This is a genomic window from Bacillus nitratireducens (assembly GCF_001884135.1).
Lineage (GTDB): Bacteria > Bacillota > Bacilli > Bacillales > Bacillaceae_G > Bacillus_A > Bacillus_A nitratireducens.
Map to the genome: position 1 here is coordinate 18,286 of NZ_MAOC01000093.1, position 18,067 is coordinate 36,352.

15 protein-coding genes are annotated in these 18,067 nt (G+C 34.9%); 13 read left to right on the forward strand and 2 right to left on the reverse strand.

Annotated features, from left to right (window positions below; all coding sequences use genetic code 11):
* Positions 1-81 precede the first annotated feature (81 nt).
* Entirely contained in the window at positions 82-1,632 is a 1,551-nt protein-coding gene (gene opuD / locus BAU23_RS27410) for a glycine betaine transporter OpuD (RefSeq protein ID WP_000591600.1), read from the reverse strand.
* Positions 1,633-1,901: 269 nt separating this feature from the next.
* Here opuD and colA point away from each other — a divergent pair, with 269 nt between their 5' ends.
* The 5 genes from colA (at position 1,902) to BAU23_RS27435 (ending at position 9,770) form a co-directional block, all read left to right on the forward strand.
* The gene (gene colA, locus BAU23_RS27415; protein ID WP_071735617.1) at positions 1,902-4,799 is read left to right on the forward strand and encodes a collagenase ColA; all 2,898 of its coding nucleotides are present in this window, start codon (positions 1,902-1,904) and stop codon (positions 4,797-4,799) included.
* Between the two features lie 313 nt (positions 4,800-5,112).
* On the forward strand, positions 5,113-5,661 hold the full coding sequence (locus BAU23_RS27420; protein ID WP_000171834.1) for an NfeD family protein: 549 nt from the start codon (positions 5,113-5,115) through the stop codon (positions 5,659-5,661).
* A gap of 12 nt (positions 5,662-5,673) precedes the next feature.
* Positions 5,674-7,248 carry a flotillin family protein gene (locus BAU23_RS27425; RefSeq protein WP_000155029.1) on the forward strand — a complete coding sequence of 525 codons (1,575 nt, stop codon included), beginning with the start codon at positions 5,674-5,676 and terminating at the stop codon, positions 7,246-7,248.
* A gap of 219 nt (positions 7,249-7,467) precedes the next feature.
* Positions 7,468-9,078, forward strand: coding sequence for an ATP-binding protein (locus BAU23_RS27430; protein WP_002074422.1), 1,611 nt, complete (start codon positions 7,468-7,470; stop codon positions 9,076-9,078).
* Positions 9,078-9,770: a response regulator gene (locus tag BAU23_RS27435; protein ID WP_001002006.1), complete on the forward strand. Its 693-nt coding sequence runs from the start codon at positions 9,078-9,080 to the stop codon at positions 9,768-9,770. Before BAU23_RS27430 ends, BAU23_RS27435 begins: the two co-directional genes overlap by 1 nt.
* A gap of 61 nt (positions 9,771-9,831) precedes the next feature.
* Here the strand turns inward: BAU23_RS27435 and BAU23_RS27440 are convergent, their stop codons facing one another.
* Positions 9,832-11,136 (reverse strand): CitMHS family transporter, encoded by a 1,305-nt coding sequence (locus BAU23_RS27440; protein WP_071735618.1) that lies wholly within the window; start codon positions 11,134-11,136, stop codon positions 9,832-9,834.
* A 255-nt stretch (positions 11,137-11,391) separates the two neighbouring features.
* Between BAU23_RS27440 and BAU23_RS27445 the strand changes: the two genes are divergently transcribed.
* The 8 genes from BAU23_RS27445 to BAU23_RS27480 all read left to right on the forward strand — a co-directional run bounded on the left by BAU23_RS27445 (position 11,392) and on the right by BAU23_RS27480 (position 18,066).
* Positions 11,392-11,646: a hypothetical protein gene (locus BAU23_RS27445; RefSeq protein WP_001194765.1), complete on the forward strand. Its 255-nt coding sequence runs from the start codon at positions 11,392-11,394 to the stop codon at positions 11,644-11,646.
* 136 nt (positions 11,647-11,782) lie between these two features.
* Entirely contained in the window at positions 11,783-12,286 is a 504-nt protein-coding gene (locus BAU23_RS27450; protein ID WP_000865655.1) for a nitrous oxide reductase accessory protein NosL, read from the forward strand.
* Positions 12,287-12,576: 290 nt separating this feature from the next.
* Positions 12,577-13,449: an ankyrin repeat domain-containing protein gene (locus BAU23_RS27455; protein WP_000287319.1), complete on the forward strand. Its 873-nt coding sequence runs from the start codon at positions 12,577-12,579 to the stop codon at positions 13,447-13,449.
* Between the two features lie 217 nt (positions 13,450-13,666).
* A complete protein-coding gene (locus tag BAU23_RS27460) occupies positions 13,667-14,347 on the forward strand; it encodes a GNAT family N-acetyltransferase (RefSeq protein WP_071735621.1) in 681 nt (226 codons plus the stop codon).
* Positions 14,348-14,655: 308 nt separating this feature from the next.
* The gene (locus tag BAU23_RS27465) at positions 14,656-15,222 is read left to right on the forward strand and encodes a glycerol-3-phosphate responsive antiterminator (RefSeq protein WP_000472006.1); all 567 of its coding nucleotides are present in this window, start codon (positions 14,656-14,658) and stop codon (positions 15,220-15,222) included.
* Entirely contained in the window at positions 15,219-16,316 is a 1,098-nt protein-coding gene (locus BAU23_RS27470) for an ABC transporter ATP-binding protein (RefSeq protein WP_071735623.1), read from the forward strand. The genes BAU23_RS27465 and BAU23_RS27470 overlap by 4 nt, the downstream gene beginning before the upstream one ends.
* Complete coding sequence (locus BAU23_RS27475) at positions 16,316-17,248, forward strand: carbohydrate ABC transporter permease (protein ID WP_000573577.1); 933 nt, start codon at positions 16,316-16,318, stop codon at positions 17,246-17,248. Before BAU23_RS27470 ends, BAU23_RS27475 begins: the two co-directional genes overlap by 1 nt.
* A complete protein-coding gene (locus tag BAU23_RS27480) occupies positions 17,245-18,066 on the forward strand; it encodes a carbohydrate ABC transporter permease (RefSeq protein ID WP_000635943.1) in 822 nt (273 codons plus the stop codon). The genes BAU23_RS27475 and BAU23_RS27480 overlap by 4 nt, the downstream gene beginning before the upstream one ends.
* Position 18,067 lies beyond the last annotated feature (1 nt).

Genomic DNA, 18,067 nt, shown 5'->3' on the forward strand with positions numbered 1-18,067 from the left:
TTTACTTTGCCGCCCTCAGTAATAACGGATTCAGGATTAATTTGAGGACCGAATACCCCCATTGAGAAGAGGTGCTAATTGTTACATAACCTTTTTTATTTTTTGCGGAACTTCTTTTGTTTGCGAATTAACATCTTCTTTTCTCAGCTCTTTAAAGAGCGAAGTAACCATAAGAACGACTACGATAGAAAATGGTAGAGCTGCGATTATAGCTGCAATTTGTAGTGCATTTAGTCCTCCTGCTTGTAATAAAATAGCTGCAATTATCGCGATTGTTAATCCCCATATAAGTTTTAAACTGTTTTTCGGTGATAAGCTTCCGTTACTCGTTTGCATTGAAACAACAAATGTTGCCGAGTCGGCAGAAGTAACGAAAAATGTGGCTACTAAAATTAACCCGATAATTGTTAAAAATGTAGAGAATGGTAGGTGTGAAATAACAGCAAATAATCCAATCTCTGTACCATTTTTTGCGATTTCATCAGCTATTCCAAGCGATTGGAACATTTCCATATGGATAGCGGTACCACCAAATACTGCAAACCAAAATGTACAGATAAGAGTTGGAACTAATACAACTCCAAAAATAAATTCTTTTATTGTGCGCCCTTTAGAAATACGGGCGATGAATGTACCAACGAATGGAGACCAAGAGATCCACCATCCCCAATAAAAAATAGTCCAGTTTTCAATCCAAGAAGAAGATTTTTCATTAAATGCTCCTAAATTTAATCCCATACTAGGTAAAGCCCCAATATAAGAACCGAGTGTAGATGTGAAATATTTCATAATAAATACAGTTGGTCCTAAAAGTAAAAAGGAGACGAGTAAAATACCTGCAAGAGAGAAATTTAAGTTACTCAAATATTTAATCCCACGATCTAAGCCAGTTTGTGCACTTGTTAAATATAAAACAGCGAAGATGGCGATAAGTACGAGCTGTGTAAGTAAAGTGTTATGAATAGAAGGGAATAAATAGCTTAATCCTCCGGCGATTTGTTGAGCACCGATCCCAACAGATGGCACAATACCGAATACTGTGGCTAAAACAGCTAAAATATCGACTGTTTTTCCGATAGGAGAATTTTTCGATCGATTAAATAATGGAGTAACTGTAGCCCCAATTGTGCTACCTTTTTGTTTGCGGAACGTGAAATATGCAATTGTTAAAGCAACCATCGCGTATAGTGACCACGGAAAGAGTCCCCAGTGGAAAAATGAATATTGCATAGCGAGCTTGGCGCTTTCTTCTGTGCCTGCTTTTCCTGTTAATGGATCTGTAAAATGTGAAATCGGTTCAGTAATTCCGTAAAAGAGGAGTCCAATTCCCATTCCTGCCCCAAACAACATGGATAGCCAAGATGGATAACTATACTTTGGTTTTTCTCCATCTTTACTAAGACGAATAGATCCATACTTAGAAAATGCTAAATAAGTAGCTAAAATAAGCATTGAGGTCATAAGTAGAGAGTAAAACCATCCAAATTTATTGAGAATGAATGAGTTTAAAGAAGATGTAACGCTTTGTAAATCATAGCCTTGTATCCAACTTGCCGGGGTAATTCCCCATATGATGAATAATGTTGTTAGCAAGATGGAGATATAGAATACACTGTTCTCTTTTTTTATCATAGAATCCCACCCTTATTTAATAAAGTTAACAATTATATTAATCATAACAATTAAAGGTTTAATTGTCAAAAAATTCGATTTTTATCGTGTGTAAAAGGACAGTTTAATCGCTATAGATTCATAATCATTGGAGGTTGGATAAAGGCAAGGGCGTTCACTATATGTTCAAAATGCAGGAAGAAATAATATGAAATATTGCATTTTATATTGTTGTATCCAAATTTTATGTTAAATTCTTGAATGGAATATTTAATTAGGGGGACAATGGTATGAACAAAAAATCAAAGATTAATAAAGTTATGCTTAGTATTAGTACAATGGCTCTATCGTTAGGAGCACTTCAAACTCATGCATCAGCGGAAGAAAAAGTGCCGTATAATGTGTTGAAAACGAAACCGGTTGGAATTGAAAAACCAGTAGATGAAGTTGGGCATATTTCGAAAGTTGATGAAACATTATCGTTTCAAGAACGTTTAAAAGTAGGAGACTTTTCACAGCGACCAGCATCTATTATGAAGAGTTCAGAAGTAAAGCAAGTTAAAGAAAGCTATTCAATGGCTGATTTAAACAAAATGAATAATCAAGAATTAGTTGAAACGTTAGGAAGTATTAAGTGGAATCAAATTACAGACTTATTCCAGTTCAATGAAGATGCAAAGGCTTTTTATAAAGACAATGGGAAAATGCAAGCAGTTATAGACGAATTAGCTCATAGAGGTAGTACATTTACAAAAGAGGATTCAAAAGGAATTCAAACGTTTACGGAAGTGTTACGTTCAGCTTTTTATATTGCATTTTACAATAATGAATTAAGCGATTTAAATGAGAGAAGCTTCCAGGATAAATGTTTACCTGCTCTAAAAGCAATTGCAACAAATCCAAACTTTAAGCTCGGTACATATGAGCAAGATTCAGTCGTATCTGCATATGGTAAATTAATTAGTAATGCTTCAAGTGATGTTGAAACGGTTCAATATGCGGCTAATATTTTAAAACAATATAATGATAACTTTCATACATATGTAGACGATCGTATGAAAGGACAAGCTGTATACGATATGATGCAAGGTATTGATTATGATATGCAATCTTATTTATTTGAAACTCGTAAAGAGGCAAAAGATACAATGTGGTATGGGAAAGTAGATGGGCTTATTAATGAAATAAATCGTATTGCTCTTTTAAATCAAGTAACATCAGAAAATAAGTGGCTCGTTAATAATGGAATTTATTTTGCTAGTCGTTTAGGTAAGTTTCATAGTAATCCAAATAAAGGATTAGAGGTTGTTACACAGGCAATGCATATGTACCCGCGTTTAAGTGAGCCGTATTTTGTTGCGGTAGAACAAATTACAACAAACTATAATGGGAAAGATTATAGCGGGAATACGGTAGATTTAGAGAAGATACGTAAAGAAGGAAAAGAGCAATACTTACCAAAAACGTATACATTCGATGATGGATCTATTGTATTTAAAACTGGGGATAAAGTGTCAGAAGAGAAAATTAAGAGATTATATTGGGCTGCGAAGGAAGTAAAAGCGCAATATCACCGTGTGATCGGAAATGACAAAGCTTTAGAACAAGATAATGCAGACGACGTATTAACGATAGTAATCTATAATACTCCGGACGAATACCAGTTAAATAGACAATTGTATGGATATGAAACAAACAACGGTGGAATTTATATTGAAGAGACAGGGACATTCTTTACATATGAGCGTACGCCAGAGCAAAGTATTTATAGTTTAGAAGAGTTATTCCGTCATGAGTTTACTCATTATCTTCAAGGGAGATATGAAGTTCCTGGTTTATTTGGAAGAGGAGATATGTATCAAAATGAAAGATTAACTTGGTTCCAAGAAGGGAATGCAGAATTTTTCGCAGGATCTACTCGTACAAATAATGTAGTACCGAGAAAGAGCATAATTAGCGGATTATCATCTGATCCTGCAAGCCGTTATACAGCAGAGCGTACACTATTTGCTAAATATGGTTCTTGGGATTTCTATAACTACTCGTTCGCATTGCAGTCTTACTTATATACGCATCAATTTGAAACGTTTGATAAAATTCAAGATTTAATTCGTGCGAATGATGTGGGAAATTATGATACGTATCGTGAGACTTTAAGTAAAGATTCTAAGTTAAATAAAGAGTATCAAGAGTATATGCAGCAGTTAATTGATAATCAAGATAAGTACAATGTTCCGGAAGTAGCAGATGATTATTTAGTTGAACATGCACCAAAAGCATTAACAGAAGTGAAGAAAGAAATTAGTGATACGTTGTCTATGAAAGATACAAAAATGACAAAGCATACATCTCAATTCTTTAATACATTTACATTAGAAGGCACGTTCACAGGTAGTGTAACAAAAGGTGAGTCAGCAGACTGGAAAACAATGAGCAAAAGAGTAAATGAGGCTTTAGAACAATTGACGCAAAAAGAATGGAGTGGCTACAAAACGGTTACAGCGTACTTCGTTAATTATCGTGTGAATAGTTCAAATGAATTTGAATATGATGTAGTCTTCCATGGTATCGCAAAAGATGACGGAGAAAATAAAGCTCCGACGGTTAATGTAAACGGGCCTTATAATGGGGGTGTAAAAGAAGGAATTCAATTCAAAAGTGATGGATCAAACGACGAAGATGAAAAAATCGTTTCTTATTTATGGGATTTTGGAGACGGCAGAACAAGTAAAGAAGTTAATCCAGTACATGCATATGAAAGAGAAGGAATTTATAAAGTAGCGTTAAGAGTAAAAGATGATAAAGGAAAAGAGAGTAGAAGCGAAACAACTGTTACAATTAAAGATGGAAGTTTAACAGAATCAGAACCAAATAATCGTCCAGAAGAAGCGAATCATATTGGGCTAAACACTACTATAAAAGGTAGCCTTATCGGCGGGGATCACACTGATACTTATACATTTAATGTAGCATCAGCGAAAGATATCGATATTTCTGTTCTAAATGAATATAGAATTGGGATGACATGGGTACTTCACCATGAATCAGATATGCAAAATTACGCAGCTTACGGTCAAGCTAATGGAAATCATATAGAAGCAAAATTTAATGCAAAACCAGGTAAGTATTACTTGTACGTATATAAATATGATAATGGCGATGGAACGTACGCATTATCAGTAAAGTGAAACTTTAATTAGTGGGGGTTCTGTTCATCCCCCACTGATTATTAGCCCACAAATAGCGGGATAAAATAAGTGCTTTTCCAATGTATGTTTAACTTTACTTTTTGTGGAAAATAGTATATTATATAGATATACAATATATCGGTTATTTACTAGGAGGAGCCTGTCACAATGGGTTTCTCCTGTTCTTTTTTAGAGACCTGTCTTACAGGTTTTTCTTTAAAAAGTAAATAACTGAAAATTAAGATTAATAATCTTTGAAAGAGGTGGGGCATACACATAACAAAAAAGGATTGTTTAAGAAAGGGGGATAAAAATGACCTTGTTCGGTTATCCACTTGAAACAATTTATTTATACGGATTTATAATTGCAACTATACTTACTGTTATTTATATCTTTTTTGGAGATATTTTTGAATCAATATTTAGTTTTGGAGGCGGATCTGTATCCGTTGTAACGTTGCTACTTAGTTTTTTCGCCATGTTATGTGGACTTAGTTATATAGGGGAATATTTATACTCCTATAATAGTCTCGTTATTTTCGGGGCCTCATTTGCTATATCTTTTATCGGTGTTTTCATAATGAAAATACTAATTTTAAAACCAATTGCAGAAGCAGAACAAAATACTGTCCAACGCATGGATGAATTTATCGGATGCAAGGGAGAAGTCATTACTACAATCCCTAGAGAAGGGTTTGGTGAAGTATTAATCTCCTCCCAATTTGGAAGTAATGCAATACCAGCTAGAGCAATTGGAAAAAAAGATATTTCACAAGGAACTGAGGTCATTATCGAGGGAGTTCAAGATGGTGTTTTACTTGTAAAAAACATCGCTTATTCTTTAAAGAAACCAAAATTATAAGGGGGAATTTACATGACGATTCCATTAATTATCGGTGGAGTTTTACTCGCAATTTTACTTCTACTCATTTTAGTATTCATTACAAAGTATCGTACAGTTGGTCCAGATGAAGCGTTAATTGTAACAGGGAACTGGCTTGGCGGTGGAAAGAATGTCGTTACCACTGATGATGGAAAGAAGATTAAGATTATCCGCGGGGGCGGTACATTCGTAGTTCCAATTATGCAAAGAGCAGAGCCTTTAAGCCTATTAAACTACAAATTAGAAGTTGGTACACGTGATACGTATACGAAACAGGGTGTACCGATTACAGTAAATGGTGTTTCTATTATTAAAGTAGGATCCACAATTGAAGAAGTTTCTACAGCAGCTGAACAATATTTAGGAAAAGAAACAGAAGAGTTAAAAATAGAAGCAAAAGAAGTTTTAGAAGGGCATCTACGTGCTATTTTATCTTCTATGACAGTAGAAGATGCTTATAGTAATAGAGAGCAATTTGCTCAAAAGGTACATGAAGTAGCTTCAACTGATTTGAAAAAGATGGGGCTTCGCATCGTTTCCTTTACAATTAAGGAGATAATGGATAAGAACGGTTACTTAGATGCACTTGGTCAGCCACAAATTGCAATGGTTAAACGTGATGCAACAGTTGCGAATGCAGAGCGTGAAAAAGAAGCACGTATTGAAAAAGCTCGTGCAGAGAAAGAAGCGAAAGAAGCAGAGTATCAGCGTGATGCACAAATCGCTGAAGCTGAAAAACATAAAGAATTAAAAGTACAATCTTATAAACGAGAGCAGGAACAAGCTCGCGCAGATGCGGATCTTTCTTACGAATTACAACAAGCGAAAGCGCAACAAGGTGTTACAGAAGAGCAAATGCGCGTTAAAATCATTGAGCGTGAAAAGCAAATTGAGTTAGAAGAAAAAGAGATTGCGCGTCGTGAAAAGCAGTATGACGCAGAAGTAAAGAAAAAAGCAGATGCAGATCGCTATGCTGTTGAGCAATCAGCTGAAGCTGAAAAAGTAAAACAAATTAAAAAGGCAGATGCGGATCAATATAAGATTGAAGCTGAAGCAAGAGCACGTGCAGAAGAAGTACGTGTAGAAGGTTTAGCAAAAGCAGAAATTGAAAAAGCGCAAGGTCAAGCGAAAGCGGAAGTACAAAAGGCGCAAGGTACAGCGGAAGCAGATGTTATTAGGTTAAAAGGTTTAGCAGAAGCAGAAGCGAAACAAAAAATTGCAGAGGCGTTTGAGTTATATGGTCAAGCGGCAATTATGGATATGGTTCTTAAAATGCTTCCAAGTTACGCGAAAGAAATTGCAAGTCCACTTAGCAATATTGATAAAATTACAGTTGTTGATACAGGCGGCGGTGGTAAGAATAGCGGTGCCGGGAAGGTTGCAGGCTATGCGACTGATTTAATGGCAACAATGCAAGAAACGTTAAAAGCTTCTTCTGGCATTGATTTAAAAGAATTACTGGAAGGATTCGCTGGAAAAGGTGCCGTGCAACAACTATCAAATGATAAACCTGTAGTATCAGTAGTAGAAGATGAGAAGAAAGAAATAAAAAAAGATAAAGAATAGCAAGATGAAAAGAATCTCTAGTAAATGGCAGAACTACAAGTAATGATTGGTAAATTTAAAGTGTAATAACAAATATTAAGAAACGAGGTAGTAATTTTACTTCGTTTCTTTTTTTATGAAGATAAAGATAAAGAAATATATAGTAACCGTGTTATGATTAAAGGCGGTAATAAAAAAACTGTATTTTCTTTAAATTCTATCTTTAATCATGTTAGGGGAATGGTTTTGAAATTAAAAAAATTAAAGCTGCAACCGAGAATTACATTAACTATTAGCACACTTATTCTTGTTGTACTGCTGTTAACAAGCTATTTATTTTACTATATACTATCTGAAACAGTAGAGGAGCAAATTGGAAAAAGAGCGTTGCATGTTGCGAAAACAGTTGCTGCTATACCAGAAATTGGGGAAGCTTTTCAAAAGGAAAATCCAGCTTCTATTATTCAGCCAATTGCAGAGAAAATTCGAATCGAAACAGATGCGGACTTTATTGTAGTTGGAAATAAAGATGGTATTCGTTACGCACATCCTATGCTTGATAAAATAGGAGAGAGAATGGTTGGAGGAGATAACAAAGGGGTTCTATTAGAGGGGAAGTCTTACGTTTCGGAAGCAACGGGATCATTAGGGCCTTCATTACGAGGAAAAGTCCCAATTCGTAATCAGGATAATGAAATTATTGGCGTAGTTTCTGTTGGATTTTCAATGGATGATATTCATGGAGCGATAGAAGTATATGGAAAGCGTGTGTTTTGGATTACAATAATAGGTCTGTTAATTGGGATAATTGGCTCTATATATTTAGCAAGAAGTATAAAACGAATGATGTTTGGAATGGAGCCAGAGGAAATTTCATCTTTATATGAGGAGCATAGTACAGTTATTCAATCTGTACGCGAAGGGATTGTAGTAATCGATAAAAATGGAATGGTTAGTTTAGTAAATCAAGCAGCAAATGACATTCTTTCTTTAGATAAACGACAAAATATAATGGGCGAATTTATTTTAAATGTTATTCCTAACTCATCGATACTGGACGTACTTCAAACTGGCGAAGAACAATTTGACCGTCAATTAAATATAAAGGGACAGGATGTTATTGCCAATCGCCTACCTATTAAAGTTAATAATAAAGTAACTGGTGTAGTATCCAGCTTGCGCTTGAAATCTGAGATGGATCAATTAACAGCGGAATTATCTCAAACACGGCAGTATACAGAGGCATTGCGGGCGCAAACGCACGAATATAACAATTTGTTGTATACGCTTTCAGGGCTTATTCAATTAGAGTCTTATGAAGATGCTTTAGAGCTTATTCATAAGGAAACGGCAGTATATCAAGACTTCGTTCAATTTATTATGAAGAGAATTCAAAATCCATGGCTAGGTGGAATTTTAATTGGATTTTACAATAGGGCACGAGAATTGAAGATTGATTTTGTGTTAGATCGAGAAAGTAGTTTAGAGAAGCTAAGTCCGCATATTGATAGTAATTACGTTGTTTCTATTTTAGGGAATTTGATCACGAATGCATTTGAAGCAATTGAAAGAAATCAAGATCATGATAAGAAAGTAAGAATGTTTGTAACAGACATTGGGGAAGAAATATTAATTGAAGTAGAAGATTCAGGACAAGGTGTTCATGATGAAATAATTACAAGTATATTCTATAAAGGTTTTTCGACGAAAGTGGGCGAAAAACGTGGATATGGATTAGCAAAAGTAAAAGAGTTAGTAGAAGATTTAAACGGGAGTATTGCGATTGAAAAAGGGGATTTAGGTGGTGCTTTATTTATCATTGCATTACCGAAAGAGAGAGGCGAATTGTAATGAATGAGGGGATTGAAGTATTGATTGTAGAAGATGATATTCGGATTGCAGAGATTCATCGGCGTTTTACTGAAAAAATTGATGGGTTTAAAGTGATTGGGACGGCAACGACTGGGGAACAAGCGAAGGAATGGTTAGAATTTGTGAAGCCACAGCTCGTTTTATTAGATGTATATTTACCTGATATGCAAGGGACTGAACTCGTCACATATATTAGGCATAATTTACATGATACAGATATTATTATGATTACAGCCGCATCAGAAACAGATGTAGTGCGGCATGCTTTACGAGGCGGAGTAACAGATTATATCGTAAAGCCGCTTACATTCGATCGATTTAAAACAAGTTTAGAAAATTATCAAAAAAAGATTACGCAATTAAAGAAAAGCGCTCAATTATCACCGGAACAAATTGAACATCTATGGTCTCAAAGAGGTGTGCAGGCAAATCATATAGAATACGCCCCGAAAGGGATAGATCCATTAACGCTAGCAAAAATAAAAAAGCATATGCTGACTGTTAATGAAGATGGAATTACTGCAGAGATGTTAAGTTCAATGGTAGGTGTTAGCCGATCAACAGCGAGGCGCTATTTAGAGTATTTAATTTCTGGAAAGAAAGTGCATGCAGAGCTTATATATGGAAGTGTGGGGAGGCCAGAAAGAAGGTATTTCCGTGTTTCTTCATAGTATGTTTCCATAAAAAAACAGTAGAGGATTACATTTCTCTACTGTTTTTTTGAATCTCATCTTATATTGGAATAATCCCAATTACAATTCCAGTAATCAACATAACCATTGTCGTTCCAACAGCCCAAAGTAAAGTAAAGCGTTGGTGTTCACCAAAATCAACTTTGGCCATTCCGACTAATAAATAAGTGGAAGCGACGAGAGGGCTTAGTAAGTGAACAGGTTGCCCGAGTAATGAAGCGCGTCCCATTTCAGCTGCACTAATTCCGTAAGCAGCAGCAGCTTTTGTTAAAATGGGTAGTACACCGAAGTAAAAAGCATCATTGGACATGAAAAATGTGAACGGCATACTAAGAAGAGCTGTAATAATTGGTAGTTGTGGTCCAAGTGCATCTGGTATAAGAGTCACTACACTTTGAGCCATTGCATCTACCATTTTTGTCCCTGATAGAATACCAGTGAAAATTCCAGCGGCAAATACGAGAGAAACAACGGCTAATACGTTTCCAGCGTGAGAGGCAATACGTTCTTTTTGTTGTTCCAAGCTTGGATAATTAATCATCACCGCAATAGCAAAAGCGACTGTAAATAACACAGGTAACGGCATAACTTCTAGTATGAGACAGACGAGTAGGGCAACAGTTAATAAAAAGTTAATCCATAGCAGTTTAGGACGTTTATGTACTGCAGCTTCGACTGTTGCAGCTTGCTCATCCATTTTTTGCATTTGTTTTAAATATTGTACATCCATAATTCCTAAACGTTTCCTTTCCTTTTTTCCAAGGTAGTAGGCAACGAAAACAACCCAAATGGCACCAGCAATCATTCCTGGTATAAGCGGTGTGAAGAGCTCTGATGCATCAAGTCCAAGAGCACTCATAACCCGAGCGGTTGGTCCACCCCAAGGTGTAAGATTTGTAACACCTGCCCCTAACATAACAACCCCAGCTAATATAAGTGGATTCATCCCAAGACGTTTATATAGTGGATACATTGCGGAAACTGTAATCATATATGTTGTTGTTCCGTCACCATCTAATGAAACGATAATAGTAAGAATAGCTGTACCAACAACAATTTTTAAAGGATCTCCTTTTACAAATTTTAATATTTTACTAATGACAGGATCGAATAAACCGCTATCAATCATAATTCCGAAATATAAAATGGCGAACATAAGCATAATGCCAGTAGGTGCTAGCTTTTGAATTCCTTCTAACATCATAGGGCCCATATTGGCATAAAAGCCACCAATTAATGCGAAAATAATTGGAACTAATATTAATGCTACTAGTGCAGACATACGTTTCGTCATAATCAAAAACATAAAGACAAATACCATTGTAAATCCGAGTAATGCTAACATGTAATCTCCCCCTCAAAAAAATGATTACGCTTTCAAAATAAAATAAAAATTCAGATAAAAGGTTTTTTGTTTATAATAAAAGTTTCAATCTGAATGGTAAATAATTTGAAAAATAACATCATTAGAAGCATAATCTTTATTTTGATCATTTTGTTCACAGGGTAATTTTGAATTTTTAAAAAGATAAATGCCTTCGTACAAGAATGGTAGAATAAGATGGAAATAGCGAAGCGTGAAGTAGGGAGTAGATTTTGAATGCAAACAAGAATAGAAGAAATTTATAGTTCGTGTAAAGGAAAAGTAGAGGAGATTTTTATTAATGAATCCTCTTACGTATATGAATGGGAAAAGTTAATGATGATCCGAAAAAGTGACGGTGAAATTGAAAAAATCGCAGTAGGTATTAGTGGGAATATAAGATTAGTAAATGTAGAAGTTGGACAAAACATTGATACGGACACATTATTAGTTAAGTTAGAAGATGATTTATTAATTACTGGTTGTGAATGATGAGGGATGTGTAGAAGTAACTGCACATCTCTTTTTTGTTCCATATATTACAAAAATAACATTATTTTTTCACAAATCTCACACAACCTTTTGGTATTCTTTTCGTGGAGTATACGGTTTCTAGGGAGGAATATTGATGAAGGTAAAATATGTCGCACTTGTTATATGTTTATGTTTCATATTTACGATAGTAGGATGTGGGAAAAAAGAACTAACAGCTGTTGCGATTAATGAGAAAAATGATAAGTGTGATATTTGTCAAATAGGGGTAATGGATAATCAATTCGCAACAGAAATTATTTTGGAGAATGGAAAAGCGTTAAAGTTTGATGATATCGGTTGTATGTATAAATGGATGGAGATCAATTCAGGTGAAAAGACGAAAGAAAAATTTGTTCGAGACTATGATTCGAAAGATTGGGTTTCGTTAGAAGATGCCACTTACGTATATGATAAAACAATAACGACACCAATGGCTTATAATGTCATTTCATTTAAAAATAAAAAAGATGCAGAGAGCTTTGTATCTAACTATAAGGGGAAAGTTCTTTCATATAAAGAGCTAGCAGAGCATAAATGGGAAATGAATAAAGAGATGATGGGGAAACCGAAAACAGGAAATCACGGTGGGCATCATTAATAATAGAAAAAGACAACTATATAGTTGTCTTTTTCTATTATTACTCAGGTGCAAATATAGAAAAGGTGTAAAATTTTTAGAAGAACGGTTACAATGGAATATAGTAACCTAAAGCAATCATTTATGTACTTTTTAGAAATGTATACAAATGCGGTAAAAACGTGCTAAACTAATTGCTTCATAATGTTAATGATGAGGCCATCAGGCGTATCATTCCAATAGGTTGAGAAACATCGATATAAGTTTAGGATAATCCGATTAAAGAAGGAATCTAAAGGGCTTATGGATAAATGTATTCAAGAAGAATTATTGTATGTGATGGAGGAATGGTTAAGAAAACATTATCTTTCATAGGAGCTGTAGTTGTGAGAAAACAAAAAATTTTATTATGTATGTTATTAGGACTTTTAATGACGGTAGTGGCTTGCGATAAGCAAGAGGAGCCAGAATCAAAACCGGTTCATGTGAAAAACGAAAAGAAAAAAGAAAAGCATAAAGAACAGGAAGAATCTAAAGAAGAAAAAAGTATAAATTTAATGGACAAACAGTTGCTACTTTCTGCGACGCTTGGAGACACAGAAACAGCTATGAAGCTGATCCAAGATGGAGCGAATATCAATGTAGAAGGTGACAACGGAGAAACGCCTGTCCTTGCAGCGACGTATCAAAATCATGTAGAGACAGTTAAAGCATTAATTGGTGCAGGTGCTAATATTGAAATTAAAGATGAGAAACAAAGCAATCCACTTCTTTCTGCAAGTAGAGAAGGATATACGGATATTGTAAAAGTATTAATTAATGCAGGAGTTAATACGAAAGAAACGACTAAGTCAGGTGGAACAGCACTTATTTCTGCATCTGAGCGTGGCCATGTAGAGGTTGTTAAAGAATTATTAGAGCATACAGATATTGATGTGAATTATAAGAATGAACGTGGTGGAACAGCTTTATTAGAAGCAATTGTATTAGGAAATGGTAGTGAAAGTCATAAGAAAGTAATTCAAATGCTTATTGACCACGGGGCAGATGTAAATATGGCCAATAAGGAAAATATTACGCCGCTGCAATATGCTGAAAAAAGAGGTTTTAAAGATATTGCGAATATGTTGAGGATAGCTGGAGCGAATGAAGTAGTACAGCCGCAACCACAACTGGCGGAATAACAAGCTGAAGAAATAAAAAGTACGAAATAATCCCATTTAGATAGACAGAATGAAGAAATCAGTTAGTATATGATGGATTCAGTAATGTGTATTTGAATGGGATTTTTGTTTTGAAAAAATTATTTAAAAAGAGGAATAGATAAGGAATTCTTATGTGCGTATTCTATAAAGCTTTGCTAAATAGAATTTATATACATAGTAACTAAGGAGGCTACAAATGAAATTTTCAGAACTTGAGTTAATAGCAATTCAGGCAGAGGTTTTATTTGTTCATAATCAAGTAGGAAGAATAAAGAGTGTAAATGAAAATGGAAATCTGAAAGCGCCGCGTTTTTTTCTTGGCCGAACTCGTGAAGGGAATATAACGAGATATCATTATAACCTGGATAGTGAAATGATAAGTAAGATTGAGAAATTAATTCGAGAACGCTCAAATCACATAGAGATAGCAAAAATCATTAAAGTACTAAATGAAGAGAGAACGGTGGAGAATATTTGGATGGGTCCTGCTTTCATGTTCCCTAATAATTTACATGAACCAACTAGAACAATACAAATAACAGAGAAAAATAAAGAGCTTTTGCGAGAAAATTTTTCTAATCTAATAGAACAGATGGAATGGAAGAAACCTTATTTTGCAATTGTAAAAAATGAAAAGGTAGTTTCTATATGTTGCAGTGCCAGAAGTACACCCGTAGCTGCTGAGGCAAGTGTGGAAACTTTAGCGGAGTTTCAGGGGAATGGATATGGTGCTGATGTCGTTACAGCCTGGGCAATATCAATACAAGAGGAAAAGCGCATTCCGCTTTATAGTACTTCTTGGGATAACTTTGCTTCGCAAGCAGTGGCAAGAAAACTAAAACTCATTAATTATGGAATGAATTTACATATCGATTGAATTTTAAACATCGTTGTGTTCTGTTGGTTTATATTTATATATCCGGATTATTGTAAATCATGATGTGGTGAATATTTACATTCGGTTAACACCTAATTAACAATCTATCAAAACTGACTTAATAAATGCGTAATATAGTAAAGGTAACAAAATAACTAGGGTAGAGAACATTTGAGAACACCCGCTTACATATAACGTGCCGCTTTCTTAAGTGTGCTCTATTCCCTAGAGTTCAAATAAGGAGAAAGGTGTTCTATGTAAGTAGGTGTTTTTAGTTTGGATAAAAATAGAAAAGCTAGGTGGAATGAATGTTTAAAGAACCTTATATAGCGATGATAAAGGATTGGAAAGGGTACAAAACATACAAAAAATTACCGAAAACAGTTTTTCTTATGACGGGTTCAATGCTGGAGTTACCAGAGCGTGTATACGAATTACAGAAACATGGACATGATGTATTTCTTCATTGTGATTTTATACAAGGTTTAAATACGAATACAGAGGAAGCTCTTTTGTATATTCAAGATGTTATCGGAGCACAAGGCATTATTTCAACAAAAGGTTCGACAATTCGAAATGCCAATAAAATTGGATTAAAAACGATTCAACGTATTTTTATTGTCGATACTTTATCTCTTACAAAATCAATTGAAAATTGTAAAACGACTAAACCGAATGCAGTAGAGATTATGCCTGGTATTATGCCTTCAATTATTAAGCAGCTAGCAGCGGAAATAGAATTTCCCATTATTGCAGGCGGATTGATTCAAACGCGGGAAGATGCGGAAATTGCCATTCGTGCAGGAGCAAGTGCGATTTCAACGAGTCATTATGAAGTATGGATACAAGAAGAAAAAAGGAGTGCAACCTTGTGATCGAATTGAAAGATGTTTCAAAGGTATATAAAAATGCGGAAGAGACAGCGGTTAAAGACGTATCAGTTCATATTAAGAAGGGAGAATTTTTTGTTTTAGTTGGACCTTCGGGATGTGGAAAAAGTACATTACTACGAATGATCGCTGGCTTAGAAGAAATCTCTTCGGGAGATTTAATGATTAATGAACGTGTTGCAAATGATTTAGAGCCGAAAGACCGTAATCTATCAATGGTATTTCAAAATTATGCATTATATCCACACCTAACTGTAGAAGAAAATATTTTATTTGGACTTAAGGTAAGGAAAGTACAAAAAGAAGAGCGACAAAAACGATTAATGGAAGCCATTGAAATGGTAGGACTGAAAGAGTATGTGAAAATGAAACCGGGCCAATTATCAGGCGGGCAAAGACAGCGTGTTGCGCTTGCCAGGGCGATCGTGAGTCAAGCACCGATTTGTTTAATGGATGAACCACTTTCGAATTTAGATGCGAAATTACGTGCGCAAATGAGGATTGAAATTAGAGAAATTCAGCAAAGACTAGGAATTACGATGATTTACGTTACTCACGATCAAATAGAAGCGATGACTATGGGAGATCGTATCATGGTCTTAAATAAAGGAAGTATACAACAAGTTGGAACACCTCTTGATATATACAACGAACCAGCAAACGAATTTGTTGCAAGTTTTATAGGTTCTCCTTCTATGAATATAAATGATGGAAAAATGGATAAAGAAAAAGGCGTATTACATATAGGGCAATTGCAAATTCCATTATCTATTGGACAGTTAAAGCAATTACCAGAAGGAACAATTCGAATCGGCATGCGGCCTGAGCATATTGCATTGTCTGAGGAAGGACAAGAAGTTACGCTGCAATCTGTAGAAGTATTAGGAAATGAATCTATATTAAACTTTTCGGTAAATGGAACAACTTGGAGTGCGAAAGTCATTGGACAGTTACTCCTGAACAAAGGTGACAAAGTAAAATTATTATTCTCGCAAGAAAAACTATGCTTCTTTCACCAAAATACGAATGAACGATTAAAAGTGGTGGCTGAAGAAGAGTTGAAAGTGGTGGCGAAATAATGATTGAAGTAGGTAAGTTACCAGTTCAAACAACAGTGTCAAAAAAGAAGAGTTTATGGGGCAGAACGAAAGATTTAAGAATAGGATTATTGTTTTTGGCGCCATCTATTTTGTTATTTTCAATTTTTCTTTTCTATCCATTGTTTAGGACGATCTACTATAGCTTTTATTTAACAGATATACACGGAGAAGCTAATCTTTTCGTTGGTTTAGAAAATTATCAATATTTATTTTCTGATCCTGCTTTCTACAAAAGTATAAAGTCAACTTTATTATTTGTTTTATATACAGTGCCTACTAGCATTGTATTCGCCTTATTTCTTGCATTAATTGCAAATGAAAAAGTAAGAGGTATTGGATTGTTCCGAGTTCTTTTTTCTTCAACGATGGGAATATCAGTAGCTGCTAGTGCAGTGATTTGGCTATTTTTATTTCATCCAAGTGTAGGGTTATTTAATAATATATTAGCCTCTATGAATCTTCCTGCAATCGCATGGTTAACGAGTCCAGAATGGGCACTGTTTTCTGTATCGGTTACAACGGTTTGGGTGAATACGGGATTTGCATTTTTAGTTATATTAGGTGGTTTACAAAATATTGATACGTCTTTATATGAGAGTGCATCTATAGATGGTGCCAGTTATTTGTATAAGCTTCGCCGTGTTACATTACCGATGCTATCACCAACTTTATTTTTTATCGTGACAGTAACGTTAATTAGTGCGTTCCAAAGCTTTGGACAAATTGATATTTTAACGCACGGTGGACCAAATGATGCAACGAATTTAATTGTGTACTCGATTTATAAAGAAGCATTTGTGAATCATCAATTTGGAACAGCAAGTGCACAAGCGATGGTATTATTCGTTTTCATTTTTATTGCTACATTGATTCAATTCAAGTTTGCTGAGAGAAAGGTGCATTATAAATGATCGTTAAACAGTGGAAACAAAATTTCCTATTATACATGCTGCTCATTATTAGTGCAGTAATGGTGTTTTTTCCTGTACTCTATGCGTTTTTAATAAGCTTTATGACACCAGATGATATTCAAATGAGAAGGTTATTTCCGACCCAATTTACTTTCGATAATTTTATTAATATCTTTCAAAAAGTACCGCTTTTTACATACTTGTACAACAGTTTAATTGTATCGACGATTGTTATGATTGGACAACTTATCGTATCCAGTTTAGCAGCTTATGCTTTTGTTTTTCTTCAGTTTAAAGGAAGAAACATAATTTTCTTCCTGTTTATTTCAACGATGCTTATTCCGTGGGAAGCAACGATGGTGCCGAACTTTTTAACGATTCAAAACTTTGGTTGGATCAATAGCTTTGCTGGGATGACAGTGCCATTCTTTGCAACAGCTTTCGGTATTTTCTTACTACGTCAACATTTTATGACACTTCCAAATGAACTGAAAGAAGCTGCTTTTATTGAAGGGATTGGAAATGTAAGGTTTTTATTCAGCGTTGTAATTCCGTATTGTAAAACGAGTTTTATTACGCTTGGAGTATATAGCTTTTTAACAACGTGGAATATGTATTTGTGGCCGCTCTTAGTAACCACTGATGAAAAAGTAAGAACGGTTCAAATTGGTGTGAAGCAGCTTCAATCTCAAGAAGTTGCAACTGATTGGGGCAGTGTAATGGCCGGTGTTACGGTTATCGTCATTCCAACGTTGATTTTACTATTTTTAGGGCAAAAGCAATTACAACAAGGATTAACAAAAGGTGCAATTAAATAAG